Origin of the sequence: Enterobacter sp. HK169 (assembly GCF_001719105.1) — a bacterium.
In the GTDB taxonomy this organism is placed as follows: domain Bacteria; phylum Pseudomonadota; class Gammaproteobacteria; order Enterobacterales; family Enterobacteriaceae; genus Enterobacter; species Enterobacter asburiae_B.
This window is the reverse complement of record NZ_CP017087.1, coordinates 1,508,622-1,534,414: the sequence shown is the minus strand read 5'-3', so window position 1 is coordinate 1,534,414 and position 25,793 is coordinate 1,508,622. Positions and strand designations below refer to the sequence as shown.

At 56.4% G+C, this 25,793-nt stretch carries 17 protein-coding genes; 8 read left to right on the top strand and 9 right to left on the bottom strand.

Annotation, left to right across the window (positions count from 1 at the left end; all coding sequences use genetic code 11):
- Positions 1 to 55: 55 nt before the first annotated feature.
- Both EnteroDNA1_RS07265 and EnteroDNA1_RS07260 read left to right on the top strand, forming a co-directional pair.
- On the top strand, positions 56 to 595 hold the full coding sequence (locus EnteroDNA1_RS07265) for a YfaZ family outer membrane protein (RefSeq protein WP_045354282.1): 540 nt from the start codon (positions 56 to 58) through the stop codon (positions 593 to 595).
- Between the two features lie 93 nt (positions 596 to 688).
- The gene (locus EnteroDNA1_RS07260) at positions 689 to 1,888 is read left to right on the top strand and encodes a nicotinamide mononucleotide deamidase-related protein YfaY (protein ID WP_069303108.1); all 1,200 of its coding nucleotides are present in this window, start codon (positions 689 to 691) and stop codon (positions 1,886 to 1,888) included.
- 33 nt (positions 1,889 to 1,921) lie between these two features.
- Here EnteroDNA1_RS07260 and glpC read toward each other — a convergent pair whose 3' ends face one another.
- The 3 genes from glpC to glpA are packed head-to-tail and all read right to left on the bottom strand — an operon-like array spanning position 1,922 to position 5,944.
- On the bottom strand, positions 1,922 to 3,112 hold the full coding sequence (gene glpC, locus EnteroDNA1_RS07255; protein WP_069303107.1) for an anaerobic glycerol-3-phosphate dehydrogenase subunit GlpC: 1,191 nt from the start codon (positions 3,110 to 3,112) through the stop codon (positions 1,922 to 1,924).
- On the bottom strand, positions 3,109 to 4,326 hold the full coding sequence (gene glpB, locus EnteroDNA1_RS07250; protein WP_069303106.1) for a glycerol-3-phosphate dehydrogenase subunit GlpB: 1,218 nt from the start codon (positions 4,324 to 4,326) through the stop codon (positions 3,109 to 3,111). Before glpB ends, glpC begins: the two co-directional genes overlap by 4 nt.
- Positions 4,316 to 5,944, bottom strand: coding sequence for an anaerobic glycerol-3-phosphate dehydrogenase subunit A (gene glpA / locus EnteroDNA1_RS07245; RefSeq protein ID WP_069303105.1), 1,629 nt, complete (start codon positions 5,942 to 5,944; stop codon positions 4,316 to 4,318). The genes glpB and glpA overlap by 11 nt, the downstream gene beginning before the upstream one ends.
- Before the next feature lie 252 nt (positions 5,945 to 6,196).
- On the opposite strand from glpA, the gene glpT reads away from it, so the two are divergent.
- Together glpT and glpQ are read left to right on the top strand one after the other, a co-directional pair.
- Positions 6,197 to 7,549, top strand: coding sequence for a glycerol-3-phosphate transporter (gene glpT / locus EnteroDNA1_RS07240; RefSeq protein ID WP_045888627.1), 1,353 nt, complete (start codon positions 6,197 to 6,199; stop codon positions 7,547 to 7,549).
- 11 nt (positions 7,550 to 7,560) lie between these two features.
- A complete protein-coding gene (gene glpQ / locus EnteroDNA1_RS07235) occupies positions 7,561 to 8,619 on the top strand; it encodes a glycerophosphodiester phosphodiesterase (RefSeq protein WP_069303104.1) in 1,059 nt (352 codons plus the stop codon).
- A 105-nt stretch (positions 8,620 to 8,724) separates the two neighbouring features.
- Here the strand turns inward: glpQ and yfaE are convergent, their stop codons facing one another.
- From yfaE to ubiG, 4 genes are all read right to left on the bottom strand, one after another.
- Positions 8,725 to 8,979, bottom strand: coding sequence for a class I ribonucleotide reductase maintenance protein YfaE (yfaE, locus tag EnteroDNA1_RS07230; protein ID WP_023294104.1), 255 nt, complete (start codon positions 8,977 to 8,979; stop codon positions 8,725 to 8,727).
- Complete coding sequence (gene nrdB / locus EnteroDNA1_RS07225; protein WP_023312514.1) at positions 8,979 to 10,109, bottom strand: class Ia ribonucleoside-diphosphate reductase subunit beta; 1,131 nt, start codon at positions 10,107 to 10,109, stop codon at positions 8,979 to 8,981. The genes yfaE and nrdB overlap by 1 nt, the downstream gene beginning before the upstream one ends.
- A 49-nt stretch (positions 10,110 to 10,158) precedes the next feature.
- Complete coding sequence (gene nrdA, locus EnteroDNA1_RS07220) at positions 10,159 to 12,444, bottom strand: class 1a ribonucleoside-diphosphate reductase subunit alpha (RefSeq protein ID WP_069303103.1); 2,286 nt, start codon at positions 12,442 to 12,444, stop codon at positions 10,159 to 10,161.
- 347 nt (positions 12,445 to 12,791) lie between these two features.
- A complete protein-coding gene (gene ubiG / locus EnteroDNA1_RS07215; protein ID WP_029740919.1) occupies positions 12,792 to 13,520 on the bottom strand; it encodes a bifunctional 2-polyprenyl-6-hydroxyphenol methylase/3-demethylubiquinol 3-O-methyltransferase UbiG in 729 nt (242 codons plus the stop codon).
- Positions 13,521 to 13,666: 146 nt separating this feature from the next.
- Here ubiG and gyrA point away from each other — a divergent pair, with 146 nt between their 5' ends.
- Together gyrA and rcsC are read left to right on the top strand one after the other, a co-directional pair.
- Complete coding sequence (gene gyrA, locus EnteroDNA1_RS07210; protein ID WP_048980023.1) at positions 13,667 to 16,303, top strand: DNA topoisomerase (ATP-hydrolyzing) subunit A; 2,637 nt, start codon at positions 13,667 to 13,669, stop codon at positions 16,301 to 16,303.
- 135 nt (positions 16,304 to 16,438) lie between these two features.
- On the top strand, positions 16,439 to 19,285 hold the full coding sequence (gene rcsC / locus EnteroDNA1_RS07205) for a two-component system sensor histidine kinase RcsC (RefSeq protein WP_069303102.1): 2,847 nt from the start codon (positions 16,439 to 16,441) through the stop codon (positions 19,283 to 19,285).
- Between the two features lie 86 nt (positions 19,286 to 19,371).
- Here the strand turns inward: rcsC and rcsB are convergent, their stop codons facing one another.
- The gene (gene rcsB, locus EnteroDNA1_RS07200) at positions 19,372 to 20,022 is read right to left on the bottom strand and encodes a response regulator transcription factor RcsB (RefSeq protein WP_003859405.1); all 651 of its coding nucleotides are present in this window, start codon (positions 20,020 to 20,022) and stop codon (positions 19,372 to 19,374) included.
- A 16-nt stretch (positions 20,023 to 20,038) separates the two neighbouring features.
- Positions 20,039 to 22,711, bottom strand: a complete 2,673-nt coding sequence (gene rcsD / locus EnteroDNA1_RS07195) for a phosphotransferase RcsD (RefSeq protein WP_069303101.1) — start codon at positions 22,709 to 22,711, stop codon at positions 20,039 to 20,041.
- Positions 22,712 to 23,454: 743 nt separating this feature from the next.
- Here rcsD and EnteroDNA1_RS07190 point away from each other — a divergent pair.
- Positions 23,455 to 24,567 (top strand): porin OmpC, encoded by a 1,113-nt coding sequence (locus EnteroDNA1_RS07190; protein ID WP_047060579.1) that lies wholly within the window; start codon positions 23,455 to 23,457, stop codon positions 24,565 to 24,567.
- A 114-nt stretch (positions 24,568 to 24,681) separates the two neighbouring features.
- A complete protein-coding gene (apbE, locus tag EnteroDNA1_RS07185) occupies positions 24,682 to 25,737 on the top strand; it encodes an FAD:protein FMN transferase ApbE (RefSeq protein WP_047060576.1) in 1,056 nt (351 codons plus the stop codon).
- The last annotated feature ends 56 nt before the right edge of the window (positions 25,738 to 25,793 follow it).

Sequence of the window (25,793 nt, the reverse complement as noted above, 5' to 3'; positions counted from 1 at the left end):
GTTAAAATCTCGCGGTTTTGGGACTTCTTTATAATAATTGTGTGGGATCACGACAATGAAAAAAGTGGCATTCGTGGGCTTCGGCCTGATGGTTGTATCTGCGGCGGCTAACGCCATCAGCATTAACGGCTCGGCGGGTCAGGATTATACCCACCTGGGCTTTGGCATGGGTACCGAGACTTCCGGTCTGGCGATGACCGGCGGCTGGACGCATAACGATGACGACGGCGACGCGGCGAGCCTCGGCCTGGGTCTGAACGTTCCTCTTGGCCCGTTCCTGGCCACCGTCGGCGGTAAAGGTATCTACACCAACCCAAATGACGGTGACGAAGGGTACGCGGCGGCAGTGGGCGGTGGCCTGCAGTGGAAAATTGGCGACAGCTTCGGCCTGTTTGGTGAGTACTACTATTCGCCGGACTCCCTCTCAAGCGGTATCGAAAGCTATGAAGAGGCCAACGCCGGCGCGCGCTGGACCATCATGCGTCCGATTACCATCGAAGCGGGCTATCGCTATCTGAACCTGGCCGGCAAAGACGGCAACCGCGACAACGCGCTGGCCGACGGCCCGTACGTGGGCGTCAGCGCAGGCTTCTAATCACTCCGGCGCGGCGTTCTGTCGCGCCAGTTTCTCTCTTCTCCACCCCGCGTTTGCGCTATAGTGTTTTGACCAAATAAGCGGGAGAACATAATGATTAACGTGGAGATGTTATCCACCGGCGACGAAGTGCTGCATGGACAAATTATTGATACCAATGCTGCCTGGCTTGCCGATCTTTTCTTTGAGCAAGGATTACCGTTAACGCGCCGCAATACGGTGGGCGACAATCTTGAGTCGCTGGTCGCTATTCTGCGCGAGCGCAGCAAACACTGCGACGTGCTGATTGTGAATGGCGGACTCGGCCCCACCGGTGACGATCTCAGCGCGCTGGCCGCCGCGACTGCAAAAGGCGAAGGGCTGGTGCTGCACGAGGCGTGGCTTTCGCAGATGGAGCGCTTTTTCTCCGAACGTGGTCGCGTCATGGCCCCCAGCAACCGCAAACAGGCTGAAATTCCCGCCAGCGCCGAGCTGGTCGATAACCCGGTGGGTACCGCGTGCGGGTTTGCCATGCAGCTGAACAGCTGCCTGATGTTCTTCACGCCGGGCGTGCCCTCAGAATTTAAAGTGATGGTCGAGCAGCAGATCCTGCCGCGCCTTCGCGATCGTTTTACCCTGCCTGAACCGCCGCTGTGCCTGCGTCTGACCACCTTTGGCCGCTCGGAAAGCGATCTGGCCCAGAGCCTTGACCCTCTCCCGCTGCCGCCGGGCGTCTCCATGGGCTACCGCTCCTCCATGCCGATCATTGAGCTTAAGCTGACAGGTCCGGCCGAACAGAAAGAGGCGATGCTGGCCCTGTGGCCCGAGGTGCAGCGCGTGGCGGGCGAAAGCCTGATCTTTGAAGGGACGGAAGGGCTACCCGCGCAGATTGCGACGCATCTGCAGTCGCGTCAGCTGAGTGTGACCTTAAGCGAGCAGTTCACCGGTGGCCTGCTGGCGCTGCAGCTGTCGCGCGTCAACGCGCCGCTGCTGGCCAGCGAAGTGGTGCCGTTCCAGCAGGAGACCCTGGCGCAAACCGCCCGCTGGGCTTCCGAGAGAAGGGTGAAGCATTTTGCCGGTCTGGCGCTGTTTGTCGGGGGGCTGGACGAGGAACACCTTAACTTCGCGCTGGCGACGCCGGAAGGGACCTTGGCCCTGCGGGTAAAAATGAACATCACCCGCCACAGCCTGGCGGTGCGTCAGGAGGTTTGCGCCATGATGGCGCTGAACATGCTGCGCCGCTGGCTGAATGGCAAAGAGGTTGCCAGCGAGCACGGCTGGATCAACGTTGTCGAGTCGCTGTTCGTGGAGTAAAACCATGGACGGGGCGTTTCGCCCCGGCCATGTTCAGCCCAGCGCCTTCGCCAGCAGGGTGACTGGATGTTCGCAGCGCTTGCTGGTGGACATCTCAATCTGCCACTTGCAGGTTTCGCAGTCCGTTACCACGATATCCGCGCCGCTCTCTTCAATCTGGCGGAACAGCGGGGCGCCAATCGCCTGCGACGTTTCATAGTTTTCACGCTTAAAGCCGTAGGTTCCCGCAATCCCGCAGCAGCGCGAATCCAGCACCGTCAGCTCCAGGCCCGGAATTAACCGCAGCAGCTCAAGCGTATAGAGCGACCAGCCCATTTTCTCCATATGACACGGCGTGTGATACACCACTTTCAGGGGCAATTTCCCCAGCGGCAACGTCTGCCCGCTATCGAGCTTGCGCCACAGGAAACGTGTCGCCAGCTCGATGTGCTCGCGCAGGCCGGTATTATCCACGTCCAGCAGATGCGGGTACTCATCGCGCAGGGTGAAGGTACAGGTGGACGAGGTCGCCAGCACCGGAATACCTTTATCGACAATCGCTTCGCGCAGTGACGTGACATTGCTCTGAGCCTGCCTGCGCGCTTTATCGGTAAACCCGTTGGCGATCAGCGGTACGCCGCAGCACTTCTCTTTGTTCAGCAGCTGAACGCCCGTTCCCATGGCGTTAAGCACCTTCAGCAGATCTTTGCCCAGCTGCGGGTGGTTGTAGTTCACATAGCAGCCGTGGAAAAAAGCCACCTGGTCGGCGTACTGCGCCTGCTCCGCCGCGACGGATTTGTACCAGCGGCGGAAGGTGCCGTGAGAATATTTCGGCAGGCTGCGGTGATGGTCTATCTTCAGCGTGGCATCCAGCAGCTGACGCACCGGTTTGAGGGAGGTCGCGGCATTCACGATGGGGGCAAAGGGCGTCGAGACGCTGCCCATCAGATCGGTATGGCTCAGAATAGCGTCACGCAGCGTCGGCTTTTGCGTGCTGTAGCGCGCCCGGGCGCGCTGGATGATATCGCCGATTTTAACATCCGACGGGCAGGCGACTTCGCAGCGTTTGCAGTTGATGCAGTATTTCAGCGCCTCGTCGTACAGCTTGCCGTCCTTCAGGCGCAGACGCTCGCCGTCCGGTCCGGCCTGCTTTGGTCCGGGATAGCGTGGGTTCACGCCGCTCACCGGGCAGACGGTGGTACACACCGTGCATTTAATGCAGCTTTCAAAACGGGTATCGTTCATTGTTCAGCCTCCGTGCGCTGGCTAATCTGCTCTGCCACATACAGCGCCGTGACGGCGCAGACCCCGCCACCGCATCCCTGGGCAATCGGATCGTACCCGCCCAGCAGCGAGCCGATGGCAAAAAGATTACTGACGGGCTTACCGGAAAGTTGCGGATGTAGCTGGTTATCGACAATCACGCCGAACTGCTGCCAGGGCTGCGGCGAGAAGAAATCACTTTGATACCAGTCCGCGCGGGAGGCTCGCTGGCGAACATCGAGCCCCATAATGGCTTCCCGGATGCCCTCCCGGCTGCTCAGCAGCCCGTTGCTGAAGAAGCTGCCGCTTGCCAGCACCGTAAAGCGCGCGCGAAGCGGAATATCGTCGTGGTTGCGCGTCCAGATTTCGCTCACCGCGCCGTCGGTCAGGGTGATTTTTTTCACCTCATCACCCGCCATCCACACGCCGCCCTGCGCGACAAACTGGCGCTGGAGCTGGGTATGCAGGCGAATGCCGGGGACGGAAGGGGGCAGGGTTGGCAGCAGGCCGAGCGAGCAGGGCAGACGATCCGAGAGCCAGCGCCAGAGCCGGTTGTCGCGTAAACCAAAGCAGGCGGGCATCAGCAGGGCGTCACAGCTGTCGCTGAGCGGTCTGAGTGCGTCATACAGCAGCGGCCATTTGTCCTCGTTATCCAGAAAACGGGCGATATTCACCGCGCGAAATTCGCTCGGGTTGTCGCGCAGGACATCAAGCTCAGGCAGCTCTATCTCTGCCGTTTCGGCATTGACGCCCTGGCGACAGAGCGACGCTGCCGCGAGATGGGGCTGAAAATCCAGAAAGCCGCTAATGCCCACGACCCGCACGCGCGCGGCGTTGAAGGGAGCAACGGGCACTTCTTCCGGGCTGAGCCAGGCAGAGCGCAGGGTGCCGAGCGGCGTGACGCGCTGGTGATTGAACCGGGCGCTTCCCTTCAGACGCGCGCCGCAGTCCGCCAGCAGCGCTTCGGTTTCCAGCGCAAAGCGGTCAATATGCTGGGCGCCAATCAGGTGATACGGGTGCTCCGGCGGCAGCTTATCGCGGTACGCGTCGTCCACCAGATCCAGCGAGCCCGACGAGAAGTGCAGGGCGCTCTGGCCCCGGGTGATAATGGCGCAGCGCAGCCCCTGCTTCGTGAGCTTGATGCCGCAGAGCAGGCCTGCCAGCCCGCCGCCGACGATTACGGTATCAAATTTCATCGCGTTGCTCCTTCTCAAGACCGCAAAGCCCCTGGTAGACCCAGCGGGTAAATTCGCTTTCGCGCAGGGCATCGCCCCAGGCGACAGGCTGAATGCCTTTCCAGCGCTCGTTTAAAAACGCGCTGAGCTGATCGAGCGACTGGGTGGCGGTAGTGGTGTGAAAACGCTGCAGCAGCCCGGCGGCACGACAGGCGCACAGCTCGCCCTGACAGGTACCCATTCCCACGCGGGTGCGGCGACGAAGATCGAGCAGGCTTGTGACCGTCAGGCTCTCCACCGCATACTGCACCTCACCGGCGGTGACGGCTTCGCACTCGCATACCAGGCTGCGGCTCAGGCGTCCTTCACCGAGCCACTGCGGCGTTCTGTCGCCGTGGCGGTAAATCGCGGATCCGCGCAGCGGCGCGGGCAGGGAGATAATTTTTTGCAGCGTTTTTTCGGTTGACTGACGCGAGCCGGGCAGTGGCTGCTCTGCCGTCACGCACCGTTCGGTATTGCCCAGCTTGCGGCAGACGGCATCGGTCGCCCACTCGGCCATCAGGCGGTAGGTCATCAGCTTGCCGCCGGTGATGGTGATAAACCCGTCCATGCCGTCGCGCTCGGCGTGATCGAGCAGCACGATGCCCCGGCTGACGTTACGTCCGCTCGGGTCGTTGTCGCTGGCAACCAGCGGACGCACGCCCGCGTAGGCGCGCAGAATACGCGTCTGCGCCATCACCGGGGCCAGTTTTTCCCCTTCGCGCAGCAGGACGTCGACCTCTTCAGCGGTCACGCGGTTGTAGTCAATCTCGCTGTAGTCGACGTGGGTTGAGGTGGTACCGATTAACGAAATGGTGTCGCCCGGGACGAGGATATCGGCATCAGACGGTTTGCGGCAGCGGTTGATCACGTGGTTATTGATGCGGTGGTCGAGGATCAGCAGCGAGCCTTTTGCCGGGAACATGCGCACCGACAGGTCCGCGTATTCCGCGATGCGCTGCCCCCAGATCCCCGCCGAGTTGACCACCACGGCGGCATACAGCTCGCTGTGTTCGTTGTACTGCGTATCAAGGATCCGCACGCCGCAGATGCGATGACCTTCACGGATAAGCCCGGTCACTTCGTGCCCGTTCAGGATTTGCGCGCCATGCTCGCGGGCGTCCAGCATATTGGCGGCGGTCAGGCGGAAGGGGTCAACGGTGCCGTCAGGCACTTTTACCGCGCCGATAAGCGCCGGGTTAACCGACGGTTCCAGCCGCCGCGCCAGCGCCGGGTCCATGGCCTCAGCCTGAATGCCCGCCGCAGTGCAGGCGGTAATAAAGGTGTCCTGAAAGGCGAGGTCATCTTCGGGAAGAGTAATAAAGAGGCCGTCGGTCGGCTCAATGCAGTGGCGGGCGATACGCTTGAGGATCTGGTTTTCAGCAATACATTCGCGTGCGGATTCACCGTCGGTAACCGCATACCGCGCGCCGCTGTGCAGCAAACCATGGTTACGCCCGGTTGCGCCCGTGGCGATATCGTGGCGCTCCAGCAGCGTGACGCTTAAGCCGCGAAGGGCGCAGTCGCGTGCGATCCCGGCGCCGGTTGCGCCACCGCCAATGATTATCACATCGCTGTAGCGAGGATCGTGAATGGTCATTGTTTACCCTCTATGTTCGTTTTTTTATCATTTAGCCATACCAATAGTGTGGTTTGTTTGATTTCGAACATAAACGCGCGAAATTCGAAAGTGGAACGTGATTTCATGCGCTTTTTTGCGCATTCTGTCATATTTCTGTAACAATCTGTGCGTTGATTCACAGTAACAATCACCGTGATTTCTTAACATCCCCGCCTCTGGAATTCAGGTGCGAGCCACCTGCCCATTCAATTCAAGGCCACGGAGGCTGTTATGCTCAGTATCTTCAAACCTGCGCCGCACAGGGCGCGTCTGCCAGAGGCAGAAATTGATCCGCTATACCGCCGTCTGCGCTGGCAAATTTTCCTGGGGATCTTCTTCGGGTACGCGGCGTACTACCTTGTACGTAAAAACTTCGCGCTCGCCATGCCGTATCTGGTGGAGCAGGGCTTCTCCCGCGGCGATCTGGGGTTCGCGCTGTCGGGGATCTCAATCGCCTACGGTTTTTCCAAATTCATCATGGGGTCGGTATCGGATCGCTCGAATCCGCGCGTGTTCCTGCCCGCCGGCCTGATCCTGGCGGCTGCGGTCATGCTGTTCATGGGCTTTGTGCCGTGGGCAACCTCCAGCATCGCCGTCATGTTCGTGCTGCTGTTCCTCTGCGGCTGGTTCCAGGGGATGGGGTGGCCGCCGTGCGGACGTACCATGGTGCACTGGTGGTCGCAGAAGGAACGCGGCGGTATCGTGTCGGTGTGGAACTGTGCGCATAACGTCGGTGGCGGTATTCCGCCGCTGCTGTTCCTGCTGGGGATGGCCTGGTTCAACGACTGGCACGCTGCGCTCTATATGCCTGCCTTTGGCGCCATCGTCGTGGCGATTATCGCCTTCGCGCTGATGCGCGATACGCCGCAATCCTGCGGCCTGCCGCCGATTGAAGAGTACAAAAACGACTATCCGGATGATTACAGCAAGGAGCACGAAGAGGAGCTGACCGCAAAACAGATCTTCATGAAGTACGTCCTGCCGAACAAGCTGCTGTGGTACATCGCGGTGGCGAACGTGTTCGTTTACCTGTTGCGCTACGGCATTCTGGACTGGTCCCCGACCTACCTGAAAGAGGTGAAGCACTTCGCGCTGGATAAGTCCTCCTGGGCCTATTTCCTGTATGAATATGCCGGGATCCCGGGCACGCTGCTTTGCGGCTGGATGTCGGACAAGGTGTTTAAAGGCAACCGCGGCGCGACGGGCGTGTTCTTTATGACCCTGGTCACCATCGCGACCGTCGTTTACTGGCTCAACCCGCCGGGCAACCCATCAGTAGACATGGCCTGCATGATCGTCATCGGCTTCCTGATTTACGGTCCGGTGATGCTGATCGGTCTGCACGCGCTGGAGCTGGCACCGAAAAAAGCGGCAGGCACGGCGGCAGGCTTTACCGGTCTGTTCGGTTACCTGGGCGGTTCGGTCGCGGCGAGCGCCATCGTGGGCTACACCGTTGACTTCTTCGGCTGGGACGGCGGCTTTATGGTGATGATCGGCGGCAGCGTGCTGGCGGTATTGCTGCTCATTGTGGTCATGATCGGTGAGAAACGTCACCACGCGGAAGTGCTGGCGCGTCGTCAATAAGGAGCATTGCGATGAAATTATCTTACGTAACAACCGGCCTGCTGCTGGCAGGCCTGATGACAGGCTCCGCGCTGGCGGCGGATAAAATCGTTATTGCCCACCGCGGCGCCAGCGGCTATCTGCCGGAGCATACGCTTCCGGCGAAGGCGATGGCCTATGCCCAGGGCGCGGATTATCTGGAGCAGGATCTGGTGATGACCAAGGACGACCAGCTGGTCGTCCTGCATGACCACTATCTGGACCGCGTGACGGACGTGGCGGAGCGTTTCCCGGACCGCGCGCGCAAAGATGGTCGCTACTACGCCATTGATTTCACGCTGGCGGAGATCCGTTCCCTGAAGTTTACCGAAGGCTTTGAGATTGAAAACGGCAAGAAGGTGCAGGTCTATCCGGGACGTTTCCCGATGGGCAAATCTGACTTCCGGATCCATACCTTCCAGGAAGAGATTGAGTTTGTTCAGGGGCTGAACCACTCAACCGGTAAAAATATCGGCATCTACCCGGAGATCAAAGCGCCGTGGTTCCACCATCAGGAAGGCAAAGATATTGCCGCGAAGACGCTGGAGGTGCTGAAACAGTACGGCTACACCAGCAAGAAGGACAAAGTTTACCTGCAGTGTTTTGACGCCGCCGAGCTGAAGCGCATCAAAACCGAGCTGGAGCCGAAGATGGGGATGAACCTCAATCTGGTGCAGCTGATTGCCTATACCGACTGGAATGAAACCCAGGAGAAGCAGCCGGACGGCAAGTGGGTGAACTACAGCTACGACTGGATGTTTAAGCCGGGCGCGATGAAGCAGATTGCGCAGTACGCCGACGGCATCGGGCCGGATTACCACATGCTGGTGGCGGAAGGCTCAGCGCCGGGCCACGTGAAGCTGACGGCGATGGTGAAAGAGGCGCACGCCAGCAGGATGCAGGTGCATCCGTATACCGTGCGTGCAGACCAGCTGCCGCCGTATGCCACGGACGTGAATCAGCTTTATGAGGTGTTGTATAACCAGGCGGGCGTGGACGGACTGTTTACGGATTTCCCGGATAAAGCGGTCGAATTCATTCACCGGAAGTAGGTTTGGCAGGTCGGGTAAGGCGAAGCCGCCACCCGACAATCAGGCTCTGCGGCCTGATACCCTCACCCTAACCCTCTCCCACCGGGAGAGGGGATAAGGACAACATCACATCTCGATCTCTATATCGCCTTTTGCCCGGCAGCAGCAGGGCAAAATTTCCCCTTCGTTGATAAAGGCCAGTGGCTCGGTCAGCCAGTCCACCTGGCCGGCGACCAGACGGCAGCGGCAGGAGCCGCAGTAGCCGGAACGACACTGGTACTCTACTTCTACCTGATGCGCCTCAAGCGCCACCAGCAGAGAAGGGTGCTCCTCCCGACACAGTACCTCAGTGCCGGAAAGACGTAGCGTGACGCGTGACATCAGAGCTGGAAGTTGCTCAGGTCGTCGGTGTTGACTTCAGAATCAATCTGACCGACCAGATAAGAGCTGACTTCCACTTCCTGCGGCGCAACCTGCACGTTATCGGACACCAGCCAGGTGTTGATCCACGGGATTGGGTTAGAGCGCGTCTGGAACGGCAGGTCAAGACCGACAGCCTGCATGCGGATGTTGGTGATGTACTCAACGTACTGGCACAGGATGTCTTTGTTCAGGCCAATCATGGAGCCGTCACGGAACAGGTAGTCTGCCCACTCTTTCTCCTGCTGAGCCGCCAGCACGAACAGGTCGTAGCACTCCTGCTTGCACTCTTCGGCGATTTCCGCCATCTCCGGATCGTCCGTCCCGCTGCGCAGCAGGTTCAGCATGTGCTGGGTACCGGTCAGGTGCAGGGCTTCATCGCGGGCGATCAGACGAATGATTTTGGCGTTGCCTTCCATCAGCTTGCGCTCTGCAAAGGCGAAGGAGCATGCGAAGCTCACGTAGAAGCGGATCGCTTCCAGCGCGTTAACGCTCATCAGGCACAGGTACAGCTGTTTTTTCAGCGCGCGCAGGTTCACGGTGATGGTTTTACCGTTCACGTTGTGCGTACCTTCGCCCAGCAGATGCCAGTAGCTGGTCATCTCGATCAGCTCGTCGTAGTAGTGGGCAATGCCTTCCGCGCGCTTCTGGATCTGCTCGTTGGTGACGATATCGTCAAACACCACAGCCGGATCGTTCACGATGTTGCGGATGATGTGGGTGTAAGAGCGGGAGTGGATCGTCTCGGAGAACGCCCAGGTTTCCACCCAGGTTTCCAGCTCAGGAATGGAGATCAGCGGCAGCAGCGCCACGTTCGGGCTACGACCCTGAATGGAGTCCAGCAGCGTCTGGTACTTCAGGTTGCTGATGAAGATATGTTTTTCGTGATCCGGCAGCGACTGGTAGTCAATACGGTCGCGGGAGACGTCCACTTCTTCCGGGCGCCAGAAGAAGGAGAGTTGCTTTTCAATCAGCTTTTCGAAGATGTCATATTTTTGCTGATCGTAGCGTGCCACGTTGACCGGCTGGCCGAAGAACATCGGCTCTTTGAGCTGGTCGTTTTTCGTCTGTGAAAAGGTGGTATATGCCATGAGTGTGTCCTGTCTTACGAAATAAAGGCGGGGATATCCCCGCCCTTCATTAGATCTTACATGCGCCGCTTTCGCAGCCATCGTCCTGAATTGACGGTACCATGTCGTCCTGCGCGTCTTCCGCACCGTCACGGGTGTTGTGATAGTACAGCGTTTTCACGCCAAATTTGTAGGCGGTGAGCAGGTCTTTCAGCAGCTGCTGCATCGGTACCTTGCCGGACGGGAAGCGCGTCGGGTCATAGTTGGTATTGGCAGAGATCGACTGGTCGATAAACTTCTGCATGATACCCACCAGCTGCAGGTAGCCGTCGTTGTTCGGCATTTCCCACAGCAGCTCGTAGTTGTTGCCCAGCGTTTCGTAATCCGGTACCACCTGACGCAGCACGCCGTCTTTCGACGCTTTGATGCTGACGTGGCCGCGCGGCGGTTCAATACCGTTGGTGGCGTTAGAGATCTGCGAAGAGGTCTCGGACGGCATCAGGGCAGAGAGCGTAGAGTTACGCAGGCCATGGGTCTTGATGGACTCGCGCAGGCCTTCCCAGTCGAGATGCAGCGGTTCGCTGACGATCGCATCCAGGTCTTTCTTGTAGGTATCGATTGGCAGAATGCCTTTCGCGTAGGTGGTTTCGTTGAACCACGGGCACGCGCCTTGCTCTTTCGCCAGCTCGTTAGAGGCTTTCATCAGGTAGTACTGAATCGCTTCGAACGTCTGGTGCGTCAGGTTGTTAGCGCTGCCGTCGGAGTAACGCTTGCCGTTTTTCGCCAGCCAGTAGGCGAAGTTGATCACGCCGATACCCAGGGTACGGCGGCCCATTGCACCGCGTTTAGCGGCCGGGATTGGGTAATCCTGGTAGTCCAGCAGAGCGTCGAGCGCGCGAACCGCCAGCACCGCCAGCTCTTCCAGCTCGTCCAGGCTCTTAATTGCGCCCAGGTTGAACGCGGAAAGCGTACACAGCGCGATTTCACCGTTTTCGTCGTTCACGTCTTCCAGCGGTTTGGTCGGCAGGGCGATCTCCAGGCACAGGTTAGACTGGCGCACTGGCGCAACTACTGGATCAAACGGGCTGTGGGTGTTGCAGTGGTCCACGTTCTGGATGTAGATACGGCCGGTAGAGGCACGTTCCTGCATCATCAGGGAGAACAGGTCTACCGCCTTCACGCGCTGCTTGCGGATGCTGTCGTCTTTTTCGTATTTGGTGTACAGACGCTCGAACTCGTCCTGATCGGCAAAGAACGCGTCATACAGGCCCGGAACGTCGGAGGGGCTGAACAGGGTGATGTCTTCACCTTTCAGCAGACGGGTGTACATCAGCTTGTTGATCTGCACGCCGTAGTCCATATGACGCACGCGGTTGCCTTCCACGCCGCGGTTGTTTTTCAGAACCAGCAGGCTTTCCACTTCCAGGTGCCACATCGGGTAGAACAGGGTCGCAGCACCGCCGCGCACGCCGCCCTGAGAGCAGGATTTTACTGCCGTCTGGAAGTGTTTATAGAACGGGATACAGCCGGTGTGGAACGCTTCACCGCCGCGAATCGGGCTGCCCAGCGCACGGATGCGACCGGCGTTGATGCCGATACCGGCACGCTGGGAGACGTATTTCACGATGGCGCTGGAGGTGGCGTTGATGGAATCCAAGCTGTCACCACACTCGATCAGTACGCAGGAGCTGAACTGACGGGTTGGGGTACGCACGCCAGACATGATTGGCGTCGGCAGAGAAATCTTGAACGTGGATACCGCATCGTAGAAATGCTTCACGTATTCCAGACGGGTGTCACGCGGGTAGTTAGAGAACAGGCAGGCGGCCACCAGAATATAGAGGAACTGGGCGCTTTCGTAGATCTCACCGGTTACACGGTTCTGAACCAGGTATTTGCCTTCGAGCTGCTTCACCGCCGCGTAGGAGAAGTTCATGTCGCGCCAGTGATCGATAAACCCGTTCATCTGCTCGAACTCTTCTTCCGTATAGTCTTCCAGCAGATGCGTGTCGTATTTGCCCAGCTCAACCATTTTCACTACGTGATCGTAAAGCTTCGGCGGCTCAAACTGGCCGTAGGCTTTTTTACGCAGGTGGAAAATCGCCAGACGTGCAGCGAGGTACTGATAATCCGGTGCTTCGCGGGAGATGAGGTCTGCCGCTGCTTTAATGATTGTTTCGTGGATATCAGACGTTTTGATGCCGTCGTAGAACTGAATGTGGGAACGCAGTTCAACCTGGGAGATAGATACGTTGTTCAGTCCTTCTGCTGCCCAGTCGAGAACTCGATGGATTTTGTCCAGATTGATACGCTCGGTAGTACCGTCGCGCTTTGTCACCAGCAGACTCTGATTCATGTGGGTTTTACCTGTCCGTGAAATAAAAAATATCCCCCGTTTATCCACAGATCCGCCTTGTGACTAACTCTGTGGATAAATACTACATGTAGGGGGTTTGCGATAAGAAAAACGCTATATGGTGAGTATTCTAGTATCGAATCTTTTCAGCACAAGGGTTGATTTTGGCGTTAAATTGAGGTTGTGAAAGGGTAAAAAAGGCTAAGTCCTCGTACCGTAAGGCCTGGAAGACATGTCAATAATTAAGAAAAAAAATTCAAAATTTGATCGAGTGCTGATTTCTTCAACGGGAGGTCAGAATTGCGCAACATGATGTCGCGCAATCTTTATAAGAATAACGAATGACGTTAGTCGTTTTTGGCGGTGGTATGCAACATATAGTTAACATCTACGCCCGGTGCAAGCTTGAATTTATCGGTCAACGGATTGTAGTGCAGGCCGGTGATGTGCTGCTCTTTGAGCCACGTCTGGTCAACCCAGCCTAACAGTTCCGCAGGCTTGATGAATTTCTTCACGTCGTGCGTCCCTTTCGGCACCATGCGCAGCACATACTCCGCGCCGACAACGGCCATCAGCCAGGCTTTACCGTTACGGTTGATGGTTGAGAAGAAGACCTGGCCGCCCGGTTTCACCAGTTTTGCACAGGCGTGCACCACCGACTGCGGATCGGGAACGTGCTCCAGCATCTCCATGCAGGTCACCACATCGTACTGATGAGCGTGTTTTGCCGCGTGCTCTTCCACGGTTTCCTGCACGTATTCCACCTGTATGCCGGACTCCAGCGCGTGAAGGCGGGCAACCTGCAGCGGTTCAAAGCCCATATCCAGGCCCGTAACATTCGCCCCTTCGCGCGCCATGCTCTCAGCCAGGATGCCGCCGCCGCAGCCGACGTCGAGCACTTTCTTACCGAACAGACCGCCGGAACGCTCCGCGATATAGCCCAGACGCAGCGGGTTAATGCGATGCAGCGGTTTGAACTCACCTTCGAGATCCCACCAGCGGGACGCCACCGCTTCAAATTTGGCAATCTCTTCGTGGTCAACGTTGTGAGCCACCGGGGATTTTTCGGCATTCATGGGCGCTTTTACTCCTTATTTAGCAAGACAAAGGAGTATATCAGGCAATCCCCGTGAATAAAGCGTATAGGTTTACCTCAATCACCTCGGCTGTGTTATAATTTGCGACCTTTGAATCCGGGATACAGTAGAGGGATAGCGGTTAGATGAGCGACCTTGCGAGAGAAATTACACCGGTTAACATCGAGGAAGAGCTGAAGAGCTCCTATCTGGACTATGCGATGTCGGTCATTGTTGGCCGTGCGCTGCCGGACGTCCGCGATGGCCTTAAGCCGGTACACCGTCGCGTACTATACGCCATGAACGTATTGGGCAATGACTGGAATAAAGCCTATAAAAAATCTGCCCGCGTCGTCGGTGACGTCATCGGTAAATATCACCCGCATGGTGATACCGCCGTTTATGACACCATCGTTCGTATGGCGCAGCCATTCTCCTTGCGTTACATGCTGGTAGATGGTCAGGGTAACTTTGGTTCAGTCGACGGCGACTCCGCTGCGGCGATGCGTTATACGGAAATCCGTATGTCGAAAATCGCTCATGAGCTGATGGCCGACCTGGAAAAAGAGACCGTTGATTTCGTCGATAACTACGACGGCACCGAGCGCATCCCTGATGTGATGCCAACCAAGATCCCGAACCTGTTGGTTAACGGTTCGTCCGGTATCGCGGTCGGTATGGCAACCAACATTCCGCCGCACAATATCACCGAGGTGATCAACGGCTGCCTGGCCTATATCGACGATGAAGACATCAGCATTGAAGGGCTGATGGAACACATCCCGGGTCCGGACTTCCCGACGGCGGCGATCATCAACGGTCGTCGCGGTATTGAAGAAGCGTACCGCACCGGCCGTGGCAAGATTTACATCCGTGCCCGCGCCGAAGTGGAAGCGGACGCTAAAACCGGCCGTGAAACCATCATTGTTCACGAGATCCCGTATCAGGTGAACAAAGCGCGTCTGATTGAAAAAATCGCCGAGCTGGTAAAAGAAAAACGCGTTGAAGGCATCAGCGCGCTGCGTGACGAGTCTGACAAAGACGGTATGCGCATTGTGATTGAGATCAAACGCGACGCGGTGGGTGAGGTTGTGCTGAACAACCTGTACTCCCAGACTCAGCTTCAGGTCTCCTTCGGTATCAACATGGTTGCGCTGCACCATGGTCAGCCGAAGATCATGAACCTGAAAGAGATCCTGAGCGCGTTCGTGCGTCACCGCCGTGAAGTGGTGACCCGTCGTACCATCTTCGAACTGCGCAAAGCGCGCGACCGTGCGCACATCCTTGAAGCGCTGGCGGTTGCGCTGGCCAACATCGACCCGATCATTGAACTGATCCGGCGTGCGCCGACCCCGGCGGAAGCGAAAGCCGCCCTGATTTCCCGTCCGTGGGATCTGGGTAACGTCGCCGCGATGCTGGAACGTGCGGGCGATGACGCAGCGCGTCCTGAGTGGCTGGAACCTGAGTTCGGCGTGCGTGACGGTCAGTATTACCTGACTGAACAGCAGGCTCAGGCGATTCTGGATCTGCGCCTGCAGAAACTGACCGGCCTTGAGCATGAGAAACTGCTCGACGAATACAAAGAGCTGCTGGAACAGATTGCTGAACTGCTGCATATCCTGGGCAGCGCAGAGCGTCTGATGGAAGTGATTCGTGAAGAGCTGGAACTGGTCCGCGATCAGTTCGGCGATGCGCGCCGCACCGAAATCACCGCTAACAGCTCTGATATCAACATTGAAGATCTGATCAACCGCGAAGATGTGGTGGTCACCCTGTCTCACCAGGGCTATGTGAAGTATCAGCCGCTGACCGACTACGAAGCACAGCGTCGTGGCGGTAAAGGCAAATCTGCGGCACGCATTAAAGAAGAAGACTTTATTGACCGCCTGCTGGTGGCGAACACCCATGACACGATCCTCTGCTTCTCCAGCCGCGGTCGTCTGTACTGGATGAAAGTCTATCAGCTGCCGGAAGCGAGCCGTGGCGCGCGTGGCCGTCCAATCGTTAACCTGCTGCCGCTGGAAGCGAACGAACGTATCACCGCCATCCTGCCGGTACGCGAGTACGAAGAGGGCGTGAACGTCTTTATGGCGACCGCCAGCGGTACCGTGAAGAAAACCGCGCTGACCGAGTTCAGCCGCCCACGTTCCGCCGGGATCATCGCGGTGAACCTGAACGAAGGCGACGAGCTGATCGGTGTGGATCTGACCTCCGGTTCTGATGAGGTGATGCTGTTCTCTGCGGCCGGTAAAGTGGTGCGCTTTAAAGAGAACGCCGTTCGTGCAATGGGTCGTACCGCTACGGGCGTTCGTGGTATCAAACTGGCTGGCGAAGACAGCGTTGTTTCTCTGATTATTCCGCGCGGTGAAGGGGCTATCCTGACCGTGACGCAGAATGGTTACGGTAAACGTACGGCGGAAGGGGAATACCCAACCAAGTCTCGCGGCACGCAGGGCGTAATCTCTATCAAAGTGACCGAGCGCAACGGTTCCGTTGTGGGCGCGGTGCAGGTAGACGATGCCGATCAGATCATGATGATCACCGATGCCGGTACGCTGGTGCGTACCCGCGTCTCTGAGATCAGCGTGGTGGGGCGTAACACCCAGGGCGTGATCCTCATCCGTACAGCGGAAGATGAAAACGTGGTGGGTCTGCAGCGCGTTGCTGAGCCGGTGGATGACGAAGAGCTCGATTCCATCGACGGTAGCGTTGCGGAAGGCGATGATGATATCGCGCCGGAAACCGACACTGACGATGATGTAGCGGATGACGCTGACGAGTAATGTCTCCTGATGCAAAAAAGGGCCGGATTCCGGCCCTTTTCTTTTGCACAAGCAGATAAGTCAACGTTGCGACCTGGCGCGTTTACCGCTACCTTAACCACATTCTTTTGACCCCGACGGCGGAGCCTCGCCCCCTTGAAATACCTCGTCTCCTTTCGTACTACGCTGAAAGTTTCTCGCTATCTGTTTCGGGCGCTGGCGCTCTTGCTTTGGCTGCTGGTGGCCTTGTTCTCGGTGTTTTACATCGTTAACGCGCTACACCAGAAAGAAGCGGAGATCCGCCAGGAGTTTAACTTAAGCTCCGACCAGGCCCAGCGCTACATTCAGCGAACGTCTGACGTGATGAAGGAGCTGAAGTATATTGCCGAAAATCGTCTGACGGCGGAAAACGGCATCCTTGCGCTTCGCGGGCGTAACGACAAAACCGAAGTCCCGGACTTCCAGCCGCTGTTCCCGGATTCCGATTGCTCCACCATGAGCAATACCTGGCGCGGGTCGCTGGAATCCCTTGCCTGGTTTATGCGCTACTGGCGCGACAATTTCTCCGCCGCCTATGACCTGAACCGCGTATTCCTGATTGGCAGTGAAAATCTCTGCATGGCTGACTTTGGCCTGCGCGACGTGCCCGTTGAGCGTGACGATGCGCTGAAAAGCCTGCATGAACGTATTGTGAAATACCGCAATGCGCCGCAGGACGAGCGCGGGAATAACATCTTCTGGGTTAGCCAGGGCCCGCGACCGGGCGTGGGCTATTTCTACGCCCTGACGCCGGTGTATCTGGGCAATCGCCTGCAGGCGCTGCTGGGGATTGAGCAGACCATTCGTATGGAAAACTTTTTCACTCCGGGCAGCCTGCCTATGGGGGTGACCATTCTGGATGAAAACGGTCATCAGCTGATCTCACTCGCCGGGCCGGATAACCGGTTAAACGTTGAACCGCACTGGATGCAGGAGCGGTCGTGGTTTGGCTATACCTCGGGCTTCCGCGAGCTGGTGCTGAAGAAGAGCCTGCCGCCTTCGTCACTGAGTATTGTCTATTCGCTGCCGGTGGATATGGTGCTTGAGCGGATACGTATTCTCATCATGAATGCGATTCTGCTGAACCTGATCGCGGGCGGGGCGCTGTTTACCCTGGCGCGCATGTATGAGCGGAAAATCTTTATTCCGGCCGAAAGCGACGCCCAGCGGCTGGAGGAACACGAGCAGTTTAACCGTAAGATTGTCGCGTCGGCGCCGGTGGGGATCTGCATTCTGCGTACCCAGGACGGAACCAACATCCTAAGTAACGAGCTGGCGCATAACTACCTTAACATGCTGACGCACGAGGACCGCCAGAGGCTGACGCAAATTATCTGCGGTCAGCAGGTTAACTTTGTCGATGTGCTCACCAGCACGCACACCAACCTGCAGATCAGCTTTGTGCATTCCCGCTATCGCAATGAAAACGTGGCGATTTGCGTGCTGGTGGATGTCTCCGCGCGCGTGAAGATGGAAGAGTCGCTGCAGGAGATGGCGCAGGCCGCGGAGCAGGCCAGCCAGTCGAAATCCATGTTCCTTGCCACCGTCAGCCACGAGCTGCGAACGCCGCTGTACGGGATCATCGGTAACCTCGACCTGCTGCAGACCAAAGAGCTGCCGAAAGGGGTCGACAGGCTGGTGACGGCAATGAACAACTCCTCCAGCCTGCTGCTGAAAATCATCAGCGATATTCTCGACTTCTCTAAAATTGAGTCTGAGCAGCTGAAAATCGAACCGCGGGAGTTCTCGCCGCGCGAGGTGATGAACCACATCAGCGCCAACTATCTGCCGCTGGTGGTGCGTAAACAGCTGGGGCTCTACTGCTTTATTGAACCTGAGGTGCCGCTGACGCTGCACGGCGATCCGATGCGCCTGCAGCAGGTCATTTCTAACCTGCTCAGCAACGCCATCAAATTCACCGACGTTGGCTGTATCGTGTTGCACGTCTGCCGGGCGGGGGATTACCTGAGCATTCGCGTGCGCGACACGGGCGTCGGCATCCCGGCGAAGGAAGTGGTCCGCCTGTTCGACCCGTTCTTCCAGGTCGGGACCGGCGTGCAGCGTAACTTCCAGGGCACCGGACTGGGGCTGGCGATTTGTGAGAAGCTCGTCAGCATGATGGACGGCGATATCTCTGTGGATACCGAGCCCGGCATGGGCAGCCAGTTCACCATCCGTATTCCGCTCTATTCGGCGCAGTATCCGGCAAAAGCGACGGTGGACGGTCTGAGCGACAAGCGCTGCTGGCTGGCGGTGCATAACGCCTCGCTGAATGACTACCTGACGGCGCTGCTTGCCCGCAGTGGAGTCAGGGTGTGTCTCTATGAAGGTCAAACGCCGGATGTGGACGATGTGCTGATCGCCGACGAGTTGCCGGAGCAGCCGTGGCAGGGGAGAGGGTCGGTGCTCTTCTGCCGTCGCCACATCGGCATTCCTGTCGAGCGTGCGCCCGGGGAATGGGTACACAGTGTTGCAACGCCGCACGAGCTCTTGAGCCTGCTGGCGCGCATCTACAAAGTGGAGCTGGAAGAGCGCGACGGCGCGGGCGGATTGCCGTCACCGGAGTCTCTGGCGTCGGTGAATGACGATATGATGATTCTGGTGGTGGATGACCATCCGATTAACCGTCGCCTGCTGGCTGACCAGCTTGGATCGCTGGGCTACCAGTGCAAAACTGCCAATGACGGCGTGGATGCGCTGAATGTGCTGAGTAAAAATCATATTGATATCGTGCTTAGCGACGTCAACATGCCAAACATGGACGGCTACCGTCTGACGCAGCGCATCCGTCAGCTTGGCCTGACGTTGCCGGTTGTGGGCGTAACGGCGAACGCGCTGGCGGAAGAGAAACAGCGTTGTCTGGAGTCAGGCATGGACAGCTGTCTGTCGAAACCGGTGACGCTGGACGTGCTGAAGCAGACGTTGTCGATTTACGCGGATCGCGTGAGAAAAACCAGAATATAAAAAAGGCCCGCAAGGGCCTTTTCGTTTTTTCACCCCCTCCCCGTGGGAGAGGGGGTGAGGGCATCAGGCCACACACCCGTCCGGGATCAATCCTTGTCCGTTGCGCTCAGCGTAACGGAGGAGAGATAGTTCAGCAGAGCAATATCGTTGTCCACGCCCAGCTTCATCATCGCTGATTTCTTCTGGCTGCTGATGGTTTTAATGCTGCGGTTCAGCTTCTTGGCAATCTCGGTTACCAGGAAACCTTCTGCGAACAGGCGCAGAACTTCACTCTCTTTCGGGGACAGGCGTTTGTCACCGTAGCCACCCGCGCTGATTTTTTCCAGCAGACGAGAGACGCTCTCAGGCGTGAACTTCTTGCCTTTCTGCAGCGCAGCGAGCGCTTTTGGCAGATCGGTCGGGGCGCCCTGTTTCAGCACAATCCCTTCGATGTCCAGATCCAACACCGCGCTCAGGATCGCCGGGTTGTTGTTCATGGTCAGAACAATGATCGAGATATCCGGGAAGTGACGCTTAATGTATTTGATGAGCGTGATCCCATCACCGTATTTGTCTCCAGGCATGGAGAGATCGGTAATGAGCACGTGCGCATCAAGCTTTGGGAGGTTATTGATCAGTGCTGTAGAGTCTTCAAATTCACCGACTACATTCACCCACTCGATCTGTTCAAGTGATTTGCGAATACCGAACAGTACAATCGGATGGTCATCGGCAATAATTACGTTCATATTGTTCATGTATAAGGCTACCTTGCTACAGCAAGCTTTTGACGTAGGCGTCAATGTCGCTGATGTATTTTTCAATGCCAGAGGCATCTTTCTCACGAATTAGATGTTCCAGCGTTTCACATAACTGCTTGCCGGGAACCAGATTAAGCATGGCAAACACCCCTTTAAGCCGGTGTGCTGTCTGTGCCAGCGCTGCAAAATCATTCGCAGCGGACTCAGTATACAACCGCTTAACATCATCTGGTACTGTATCAACAAAGAGTGAATAGTATCCGCTGGCGTGAAGCTCGGCATTTTCATTGCCGCCTAACGGTGACTCCGTTATCTCTTCCTGCGCCAGCTGCTCTTCTATTAGTTGTAGTACAGCTTCCTGCATCGCATTGCTTATATTAAAGTTGACGCGCAGCTGGCCAGGGCCGATTTTCCGCACGCCTGACTCATCATCGCTTAAAAGCAAGCCGGAGGCAGTAAGATTAGACGGATTATCAGTTAAAAACAGATCAAATTCTTGACTTGCAAGTCTTTCATCCGGCGTGATGCAGGCCGCTCCCCAGTTTTCTAACTGACGAACGACAATATTGCGGATCTCGTTCGAGGTCACGTCGACCATCACCACGACATCATCCAGCAGACGTTCCTCATCTTCTTCCTGCGGATTGGCCGCCATTTTCACGTGCAGAGAATAGCGGGTGCCGAGGGATTCACGAGCTTTGATATTCAGGTGGCCGCCGAGCTTACGCGCCAGCTGATCGCACAGCCAGAAGGTCAGGGCATTGGCCTTGCCGTAGCGATCGCTCTGCGTGTCATTCAGGAACGGGAAGTGCAGATTATCAATTTCGCTCGTTGTGACGCCTTCCCCGGTGTCCAGGATGCGGAACGTCAGACGGTCTTCTGCCGACTCCTCGGTGCTGACTTCAAGGGTGATTTTGCCGATCTGCGTGGTGGTCACGGCATACTGAATAATCATCAGCAGAATGCGGCGCAGCGCTTCGCGATCGCCGTGGCGTTCGTCATTCGCAGGGAGATTGTTATTGATCAGCAGCTGCAGCCCTTTGCGCTTGATGACGGGCAGCACTTCAGGCACCACTTCATCGATCAGATCCTGAATGGAGAAGAGGGCTGGCGTTCCCTTCCAGAAATCATTCTCCAGCATGTTCGCCAGCTGGATCTCATCAACCATTCTGACCAGCGAATCGGCCTGGCAGGCAAGCTGGTGGCTTTCAGAGGTGTTTAACGCCGCCGCCTGGGTCGCCAGAGTTTTTAACGGCTGCTTGAAGGCATCGCCAATGTTCTGCATAAATGCGGCGCGCCCCTGCTGGTTTTTCTCATACAGCCTTTGTGCCTGCTTGAGCTTTTTATTGACCAGCACTTCGCGATCCTGGTCGCGAATAATGAAGATTTGCGTGCGGGGAGCCACCTGGCTGCGGAACTGACGGATCTCGTACAGTTCATTGTTGATGGTTGCCTGAATCACCCCCTGGTGTTGATCCGCCATGGTGGTGATGTTCTGCAGGTTAAGGTGCGGCAGCAGATGGTCGGCAATTTTATTGCTCATCACCGTACGATTCGCTTCCTGGTCGTGAACCAGGACCCCAAGCGGCAGCACGGAAACAATCTCTTCATTCAGTGCACGCAATACGCGCAGCTCATTGCTGGTGCCAGCCGGAACCGCAGAGGCGTCGCTCTGACGACCCGTCTGGAAACGGAAGGTGCTGTAGCCAAACAGGGCCAGCGCCAGCAGACCGATATTCAGCAGCAGAGGCAGCAGGATATTTTGCAGGGTGTCGAGCAACAGCGTGCCAAACGGTACCTGCCACACCAGGCGCATACCGGTCGAGTTCAGCGATGAGGCAATTTCGATTTTCGAGCCGTTAAAGGAGATCGATACGCTCTCTGCGGCCTCTTTGTCGGACGCCGCACGCATGTTCTGGGTGCTGCTGTCTGGCTCCAGGCGGAAGCTGTCGAGCGGCATGTCCGGCGGGATCAAATCATTAATCGGTAAATCGAAGGCCACTACCGTCGCCAGATGTCCGGGCTGGTTGAACGTGGTACGCAGGGTAAAATAATGGCCGTTTTGCCAGGCCAGACGACGCAGGGAAGAGAAACTCTCACGTTCATCAAGGGCGTTCGCCTGCTGCAGCATCTCTGCCCGGCGGGAATCGACGATGCTGCCCACGGTTGTCTCTTTAAAGCCGGACGAGAGATCTTTTAACGGCAGCGTTGAGATCAGGATCATGCTGTTATCCTGACCGTTCAGATAATACATCGACCACGGTACCGTTTCGGCACCCCAGAGGGTATCCAGATAGGTCGAAATACGCTGCGTCATCTCAAGCGTCGCGCTGTCGTGAGAACCGAAAATAAGAGCCTCGGTCTTACGCTGCGGTTTTTCGAGATAATAGACATCCTGCTTAAGCCGCGTCTCCTGAAGTCCATCCCCGGATGAGGAGGTCGGGGCAGCCGCGATATTGTCGTAAATCTGCCAGGTGGCGTAGCGCCAGGTGTCTATGCGCTTGTGCACGGCATGAGTGATATCAACGACCTGATAGCTCTTATCCTTCAGCCAGGCGTTAACCGCGCTTTGTACCATCACCCCCATGGTGACTAACAGCACAACGAGCAAAAGAAGAAAGAAACGGGTGATGCTCCCGGGGAGGAGGGAGAATTTGCTCGGGGCGGTAGTTTCAGTCTGACTCATTGATATCTTTAACCCGTTATGGTCGTGCTCTGTGGCGATAGGGCAGTATAAAGGGTAATAACTGAATTTCCAGCGCGACTGTCCGGGAAGAGGCGACTTTTTCTCCGGGCAATATCGGCGGCGGGGAGTGCAGAAAACATGTACAAACTCGCCATGCGCGTACAAATAATCGACCCACGCCGTCAATAAATAGCACGAATTAACAAGAAATTAAGTTTTGTACCAATTTATGGACTTCGAAGAATACCCGACGATAATTTAGTTAATAGTCGTTACAATTACGGTGCGGTAGCACAAAAAAAGAGAAGTTACGTAAAGAAAGGTAAAAAAAAACCGAATGCGAAGCATCCGGTTCAATTAGGGATAAACAGACATTCAAAACTGAATGACGGTAATAAATAAAGTTAATGATGATAGCGAGAGTTATTTTAGAGATTAGCTGCGATCTTGTTTTGTCATTCAGTGCTGTAACGGATTTTATTGTAACTTACTGATGTTTATGGGGTGATTTTTTCGTTTGATTATAAGTGCTAATTTTATAAGCTATTTGTGCTTTGTAAAAGTTCCTTGATATTTACATTTTGAAACATGTTGATAGATAAATGAAACATCTTCAAAGTTTTCGTATCATATTCGCATTGGATTATTCTGTAATTTTGAGGAGAATGAAATTGCCGACTGGTTAATGAGGGTTAACCAGTAAGCAGTGGCAATTATAAGGCATATAACAGAGGGTTAATAAAATGAAAGTTAAAGTACTGTCCCTCCTGGTACCAGCACTCCTGGTGGCAGGCGCAGCAAATGCGGCCGAAATTTATAACAAAGATGGCAACAAATTAGATCTGTACGGCAAAGTCGATGGTCTGCACTATTTCTCTGACGACAAGGGTGCCGACGGCGACCAGACCTACATGCGTCTTGGCTTCAAAGGCGAAACTCAGGTTAACGATCAGCTGACCGGTTACGGCCAGTGGGAATACCAGATCCAGGGCAACACCTCCGAAAGCGAAAACGATGCCTGGACGCGTGTGGCGTTCGCGGGTCTGAAATTCGGTGACGCGGGTTCTTTCGATTACGGTCGTAACTACGGCGTAATCTACGACGTAACCTCCTGGACTGACGTTCTGCCAGAATTTGGCGGCGATACCTACGGCGCAGACAACTTCCTGCAGTCCCGTGCTAACGGCGTAGCGACCTACCGTAACCAGGACTTCTTCGGTCTGGTGGATGGTCTGAACTTTGCCCTGCAGTATCAGGGTAAAAACGGCAGCGTAAGCGGTGAAAACGTAGGTGGCCGTAGCCTGCTGAAACAGAACGGCGACGGCTACGGTGCATCCGTGACCTATAACCTGGGCGAAGGTTTCAGCGTGGGCGGCGCAATGTCCTCCTCCAAACGTACCGCCGATCAGAACGGCGCAAGCGTTTACGGTCATGGCGATAACGCAGAAGTCTATTCTGGTGGCCTGAAATACGATGCCAACAATATCTATCTGGCAGCGCAGTACTCCCAGACCTACAACGCAACCCGTTTCGGTACCTCTAACGGCAGCAGCCCGACTACCGCTTACGGCTTCGCTAACAAAGCGCAGAACTTCGAAGTGGTTGCTCAGTACCAGTTCGACTTCGGCCTGCGTCCATCCGTGGCTTACCTGCAGTCTAAAGGAAAAGACATCGAAGGTTACGGCGATCAGGATCTGCTGAAATATGTTGATGTTGGTGCGACTTACTACTTCAACAAAAACATGTCTACCTACGTGGATTACAAAATCAACCTGGTTGATGAAAATGAATTCACCCGTCAGGCGGGTATCGGTACTGACGATATCGTCGCGCTGGGCCTGGTTTACCAGTTCTAATCGCTTCACCGTGTGACGTAAGGGGCCTGATGGCCCCTTTTTTGTGCTTCCCGGATTCTCACAACTCACCCGTTTTGGTGTACTCTTGCCGCCCTGGCATGAGGATAATAATGAATGGACATGACTTTTTTACGCGCCAGCTTTCTGGCTATGCTTTTTTTCCTGACCGCGTGTAACGATCCCACACCCGTGGCGAAAACCGACGCACCCGCCGCGACGGTGCTCGAAGGCAAAACGATGGGCACCTTCTGGCGCGTCAGCGTGATGAACCTCGATAAAACGCGCACAGATGAACTTCGCGGCAAAATCCAGTCTCAGCTGGATGCCGACGATCAGCTGCTCTCAACCTATAAAAATGATTCGGCGCTGATGCGCTTTAATCTCTCCACCAGTACCTCCCTGTGGCCGGTGAGCGAAGCGATGGCCGATATCGTGACCGAATCCATACGCGTGGGTTACAAAACCAACGGGGCGATGGATGTGACCGTCGGACCTCTGGTGAACCTCTGGGGATTTGGCCCTAACAAACAGCCGGTGACCACGCCTGAACAGGCGGCCATTGATGACGCCCGCGCCCGGACAGGGCTGCAGCATCTGACGGTGATCAATCAGTACGGGCAACAGTACCTGCAAAAAGATATCCCCGATCTGTTTGTCGATCTGTCGACGGTTGGGGAAGGCTATGCGGCGGATCATCTTGCTGCGCTGATGGCCCAGGAAGGCATTTCCCGTTATCTGGTCTCCGTGGGCGGCGCGTTAGTCAGCCGGGGGATGAACGCCAGCGATAAGCCGTGGCGCGTAGCGATTCAAAAACCGACCGATCGGCAAAATGCCGTGCAGGCGATAGTGGATATCAACGGTCACGGCATCAGTACTTCCGGAAGCTACCGTAACTATTACGAGCTTGACGGGAAGCGTATTTCGCATGTTATCGATCCGCAGACCGGCCGTCCCATCACGCATAATCTGGTCTCGGTGACGGTCATTGCCCCCACCGCGCTGGAAGCGGATGCCTGGGATACCGGATTAATGGTTCTCGGCCCGGAAAAAGCCAAAGAGGTGGTTCGCCAGGAAGGACTGGCCGTTTATATGATCACCAAAGAGGGCGACGGGTTCAAAACCTGGAGCTCGCCGCAGTTCAAGAGTTTCCTGGTGCACGACAAAAATTAAAAAGCAAGGTTACGGGTTTTTTATCACTGGCGCTCAGGCACGCTCTATGTATGCTT

Coding starts and splice junctions, on each gene's coding strand:
- EnteroDNA1_RS07265 (WP_045354282.1), top strand. CDS start 56: ATGAAAAAAGTGGCATTCGTGGGCTTCGGCCTGATGGTTGTATCTGCG.
- EnteroDNA1_RS07260 (WP_069303108.1), top strand. CDS start 689: ATGATTAACGTGGAGATGTTATCCACCGGCGACGAAGTGCTGCATGGA.
- glpC (WP_069303107.1), bottom strand. CDS start 3,112: ATGAACGATACCCGTTTTGAAAGCTGCATTAAATGCACGGTGTGTACC.
- glpB (WP_069303106.1), bottom strand. CDS start 4,326: ATGAAATTTGATACCGTAATCGTCGGCGGCGGGCTGGCAGGCCTGCTC.
- glpA (WP_069303105.1), bottom strand. CDS start 5,944: ATGACCATTCACGATCCTCGCTACAGCGATGTGATAATCATTGGCGGT.
- glpT (WP_045888627.1), top strand. CDS start 6,197: ATGCTCAGTATCTTCAAACCTGCGCCGCACAGGGCGCGTCTGCCAGAG.
- glpQ (WP_069303104.1), top strand. CDS start 7,561: ATGAAATTATCTTACGTAACAACCGGCCTGCTGCTGGCAGGCCTGATG.
- yfaE (WP_023294104.1), bottom strand. CDS start 8,979: ATGTCACGCGTCACGCTACGTCTTTCCGGCACTGAGGTACTGTGTCGG.
- nrdB (WP_023312514.1), bottom strand. CDS start 10,109: ATGGCATATACCACCTTTTCACAGACGAAAAACGACCAGCTCAAAGAG.
- nrdA (WP_069303103.1), bottom strand. CDS start 12,444: ATGAATCAGAGTCTGCTGGTGACAAAGCGCGACGGTACTACCGAGCGT.
- ubiG (WP_029740919.1), bottom strand. CDS start 13,520: ATGAATGCCGAAAAATCCCCGGTGGCTCACAACGTTGACCACGAAGAG.
- gyrA (WP_048980023.1), top strand. CDS start 13,667: ATGAGCGACCTTGCGAGAGAAATTACACCGGTTAACATCGAGGAAGAG.
- rcsB (WP_003859405.1), bottom strand. CDS start 20,022: ATGAACAATATGAACGTAATTATTGCCGATGACCATCCGATTGTACTG.
- rcsD (WP_069303101.1), bottom strand. CDS start 22,711: ATGAGTCAGACTGAAACTACCGCCCCGAGCAAATTCTCCCTCCTCCCC.
- EnteroDNA1_RS07190 (WP_047060579.1), top strand. CDS start 23,455: ATGAAAGTTAAAGTACTGTCCCTCCTGGTACCAGCACTCCTGGTGGCA.
- apbE (WP_047060576.1), top strand. CDS start 24,682: ATGGACATGACTTTTTTACGCGCCAGCTTTCTGGCTATGCTTTTTTTC.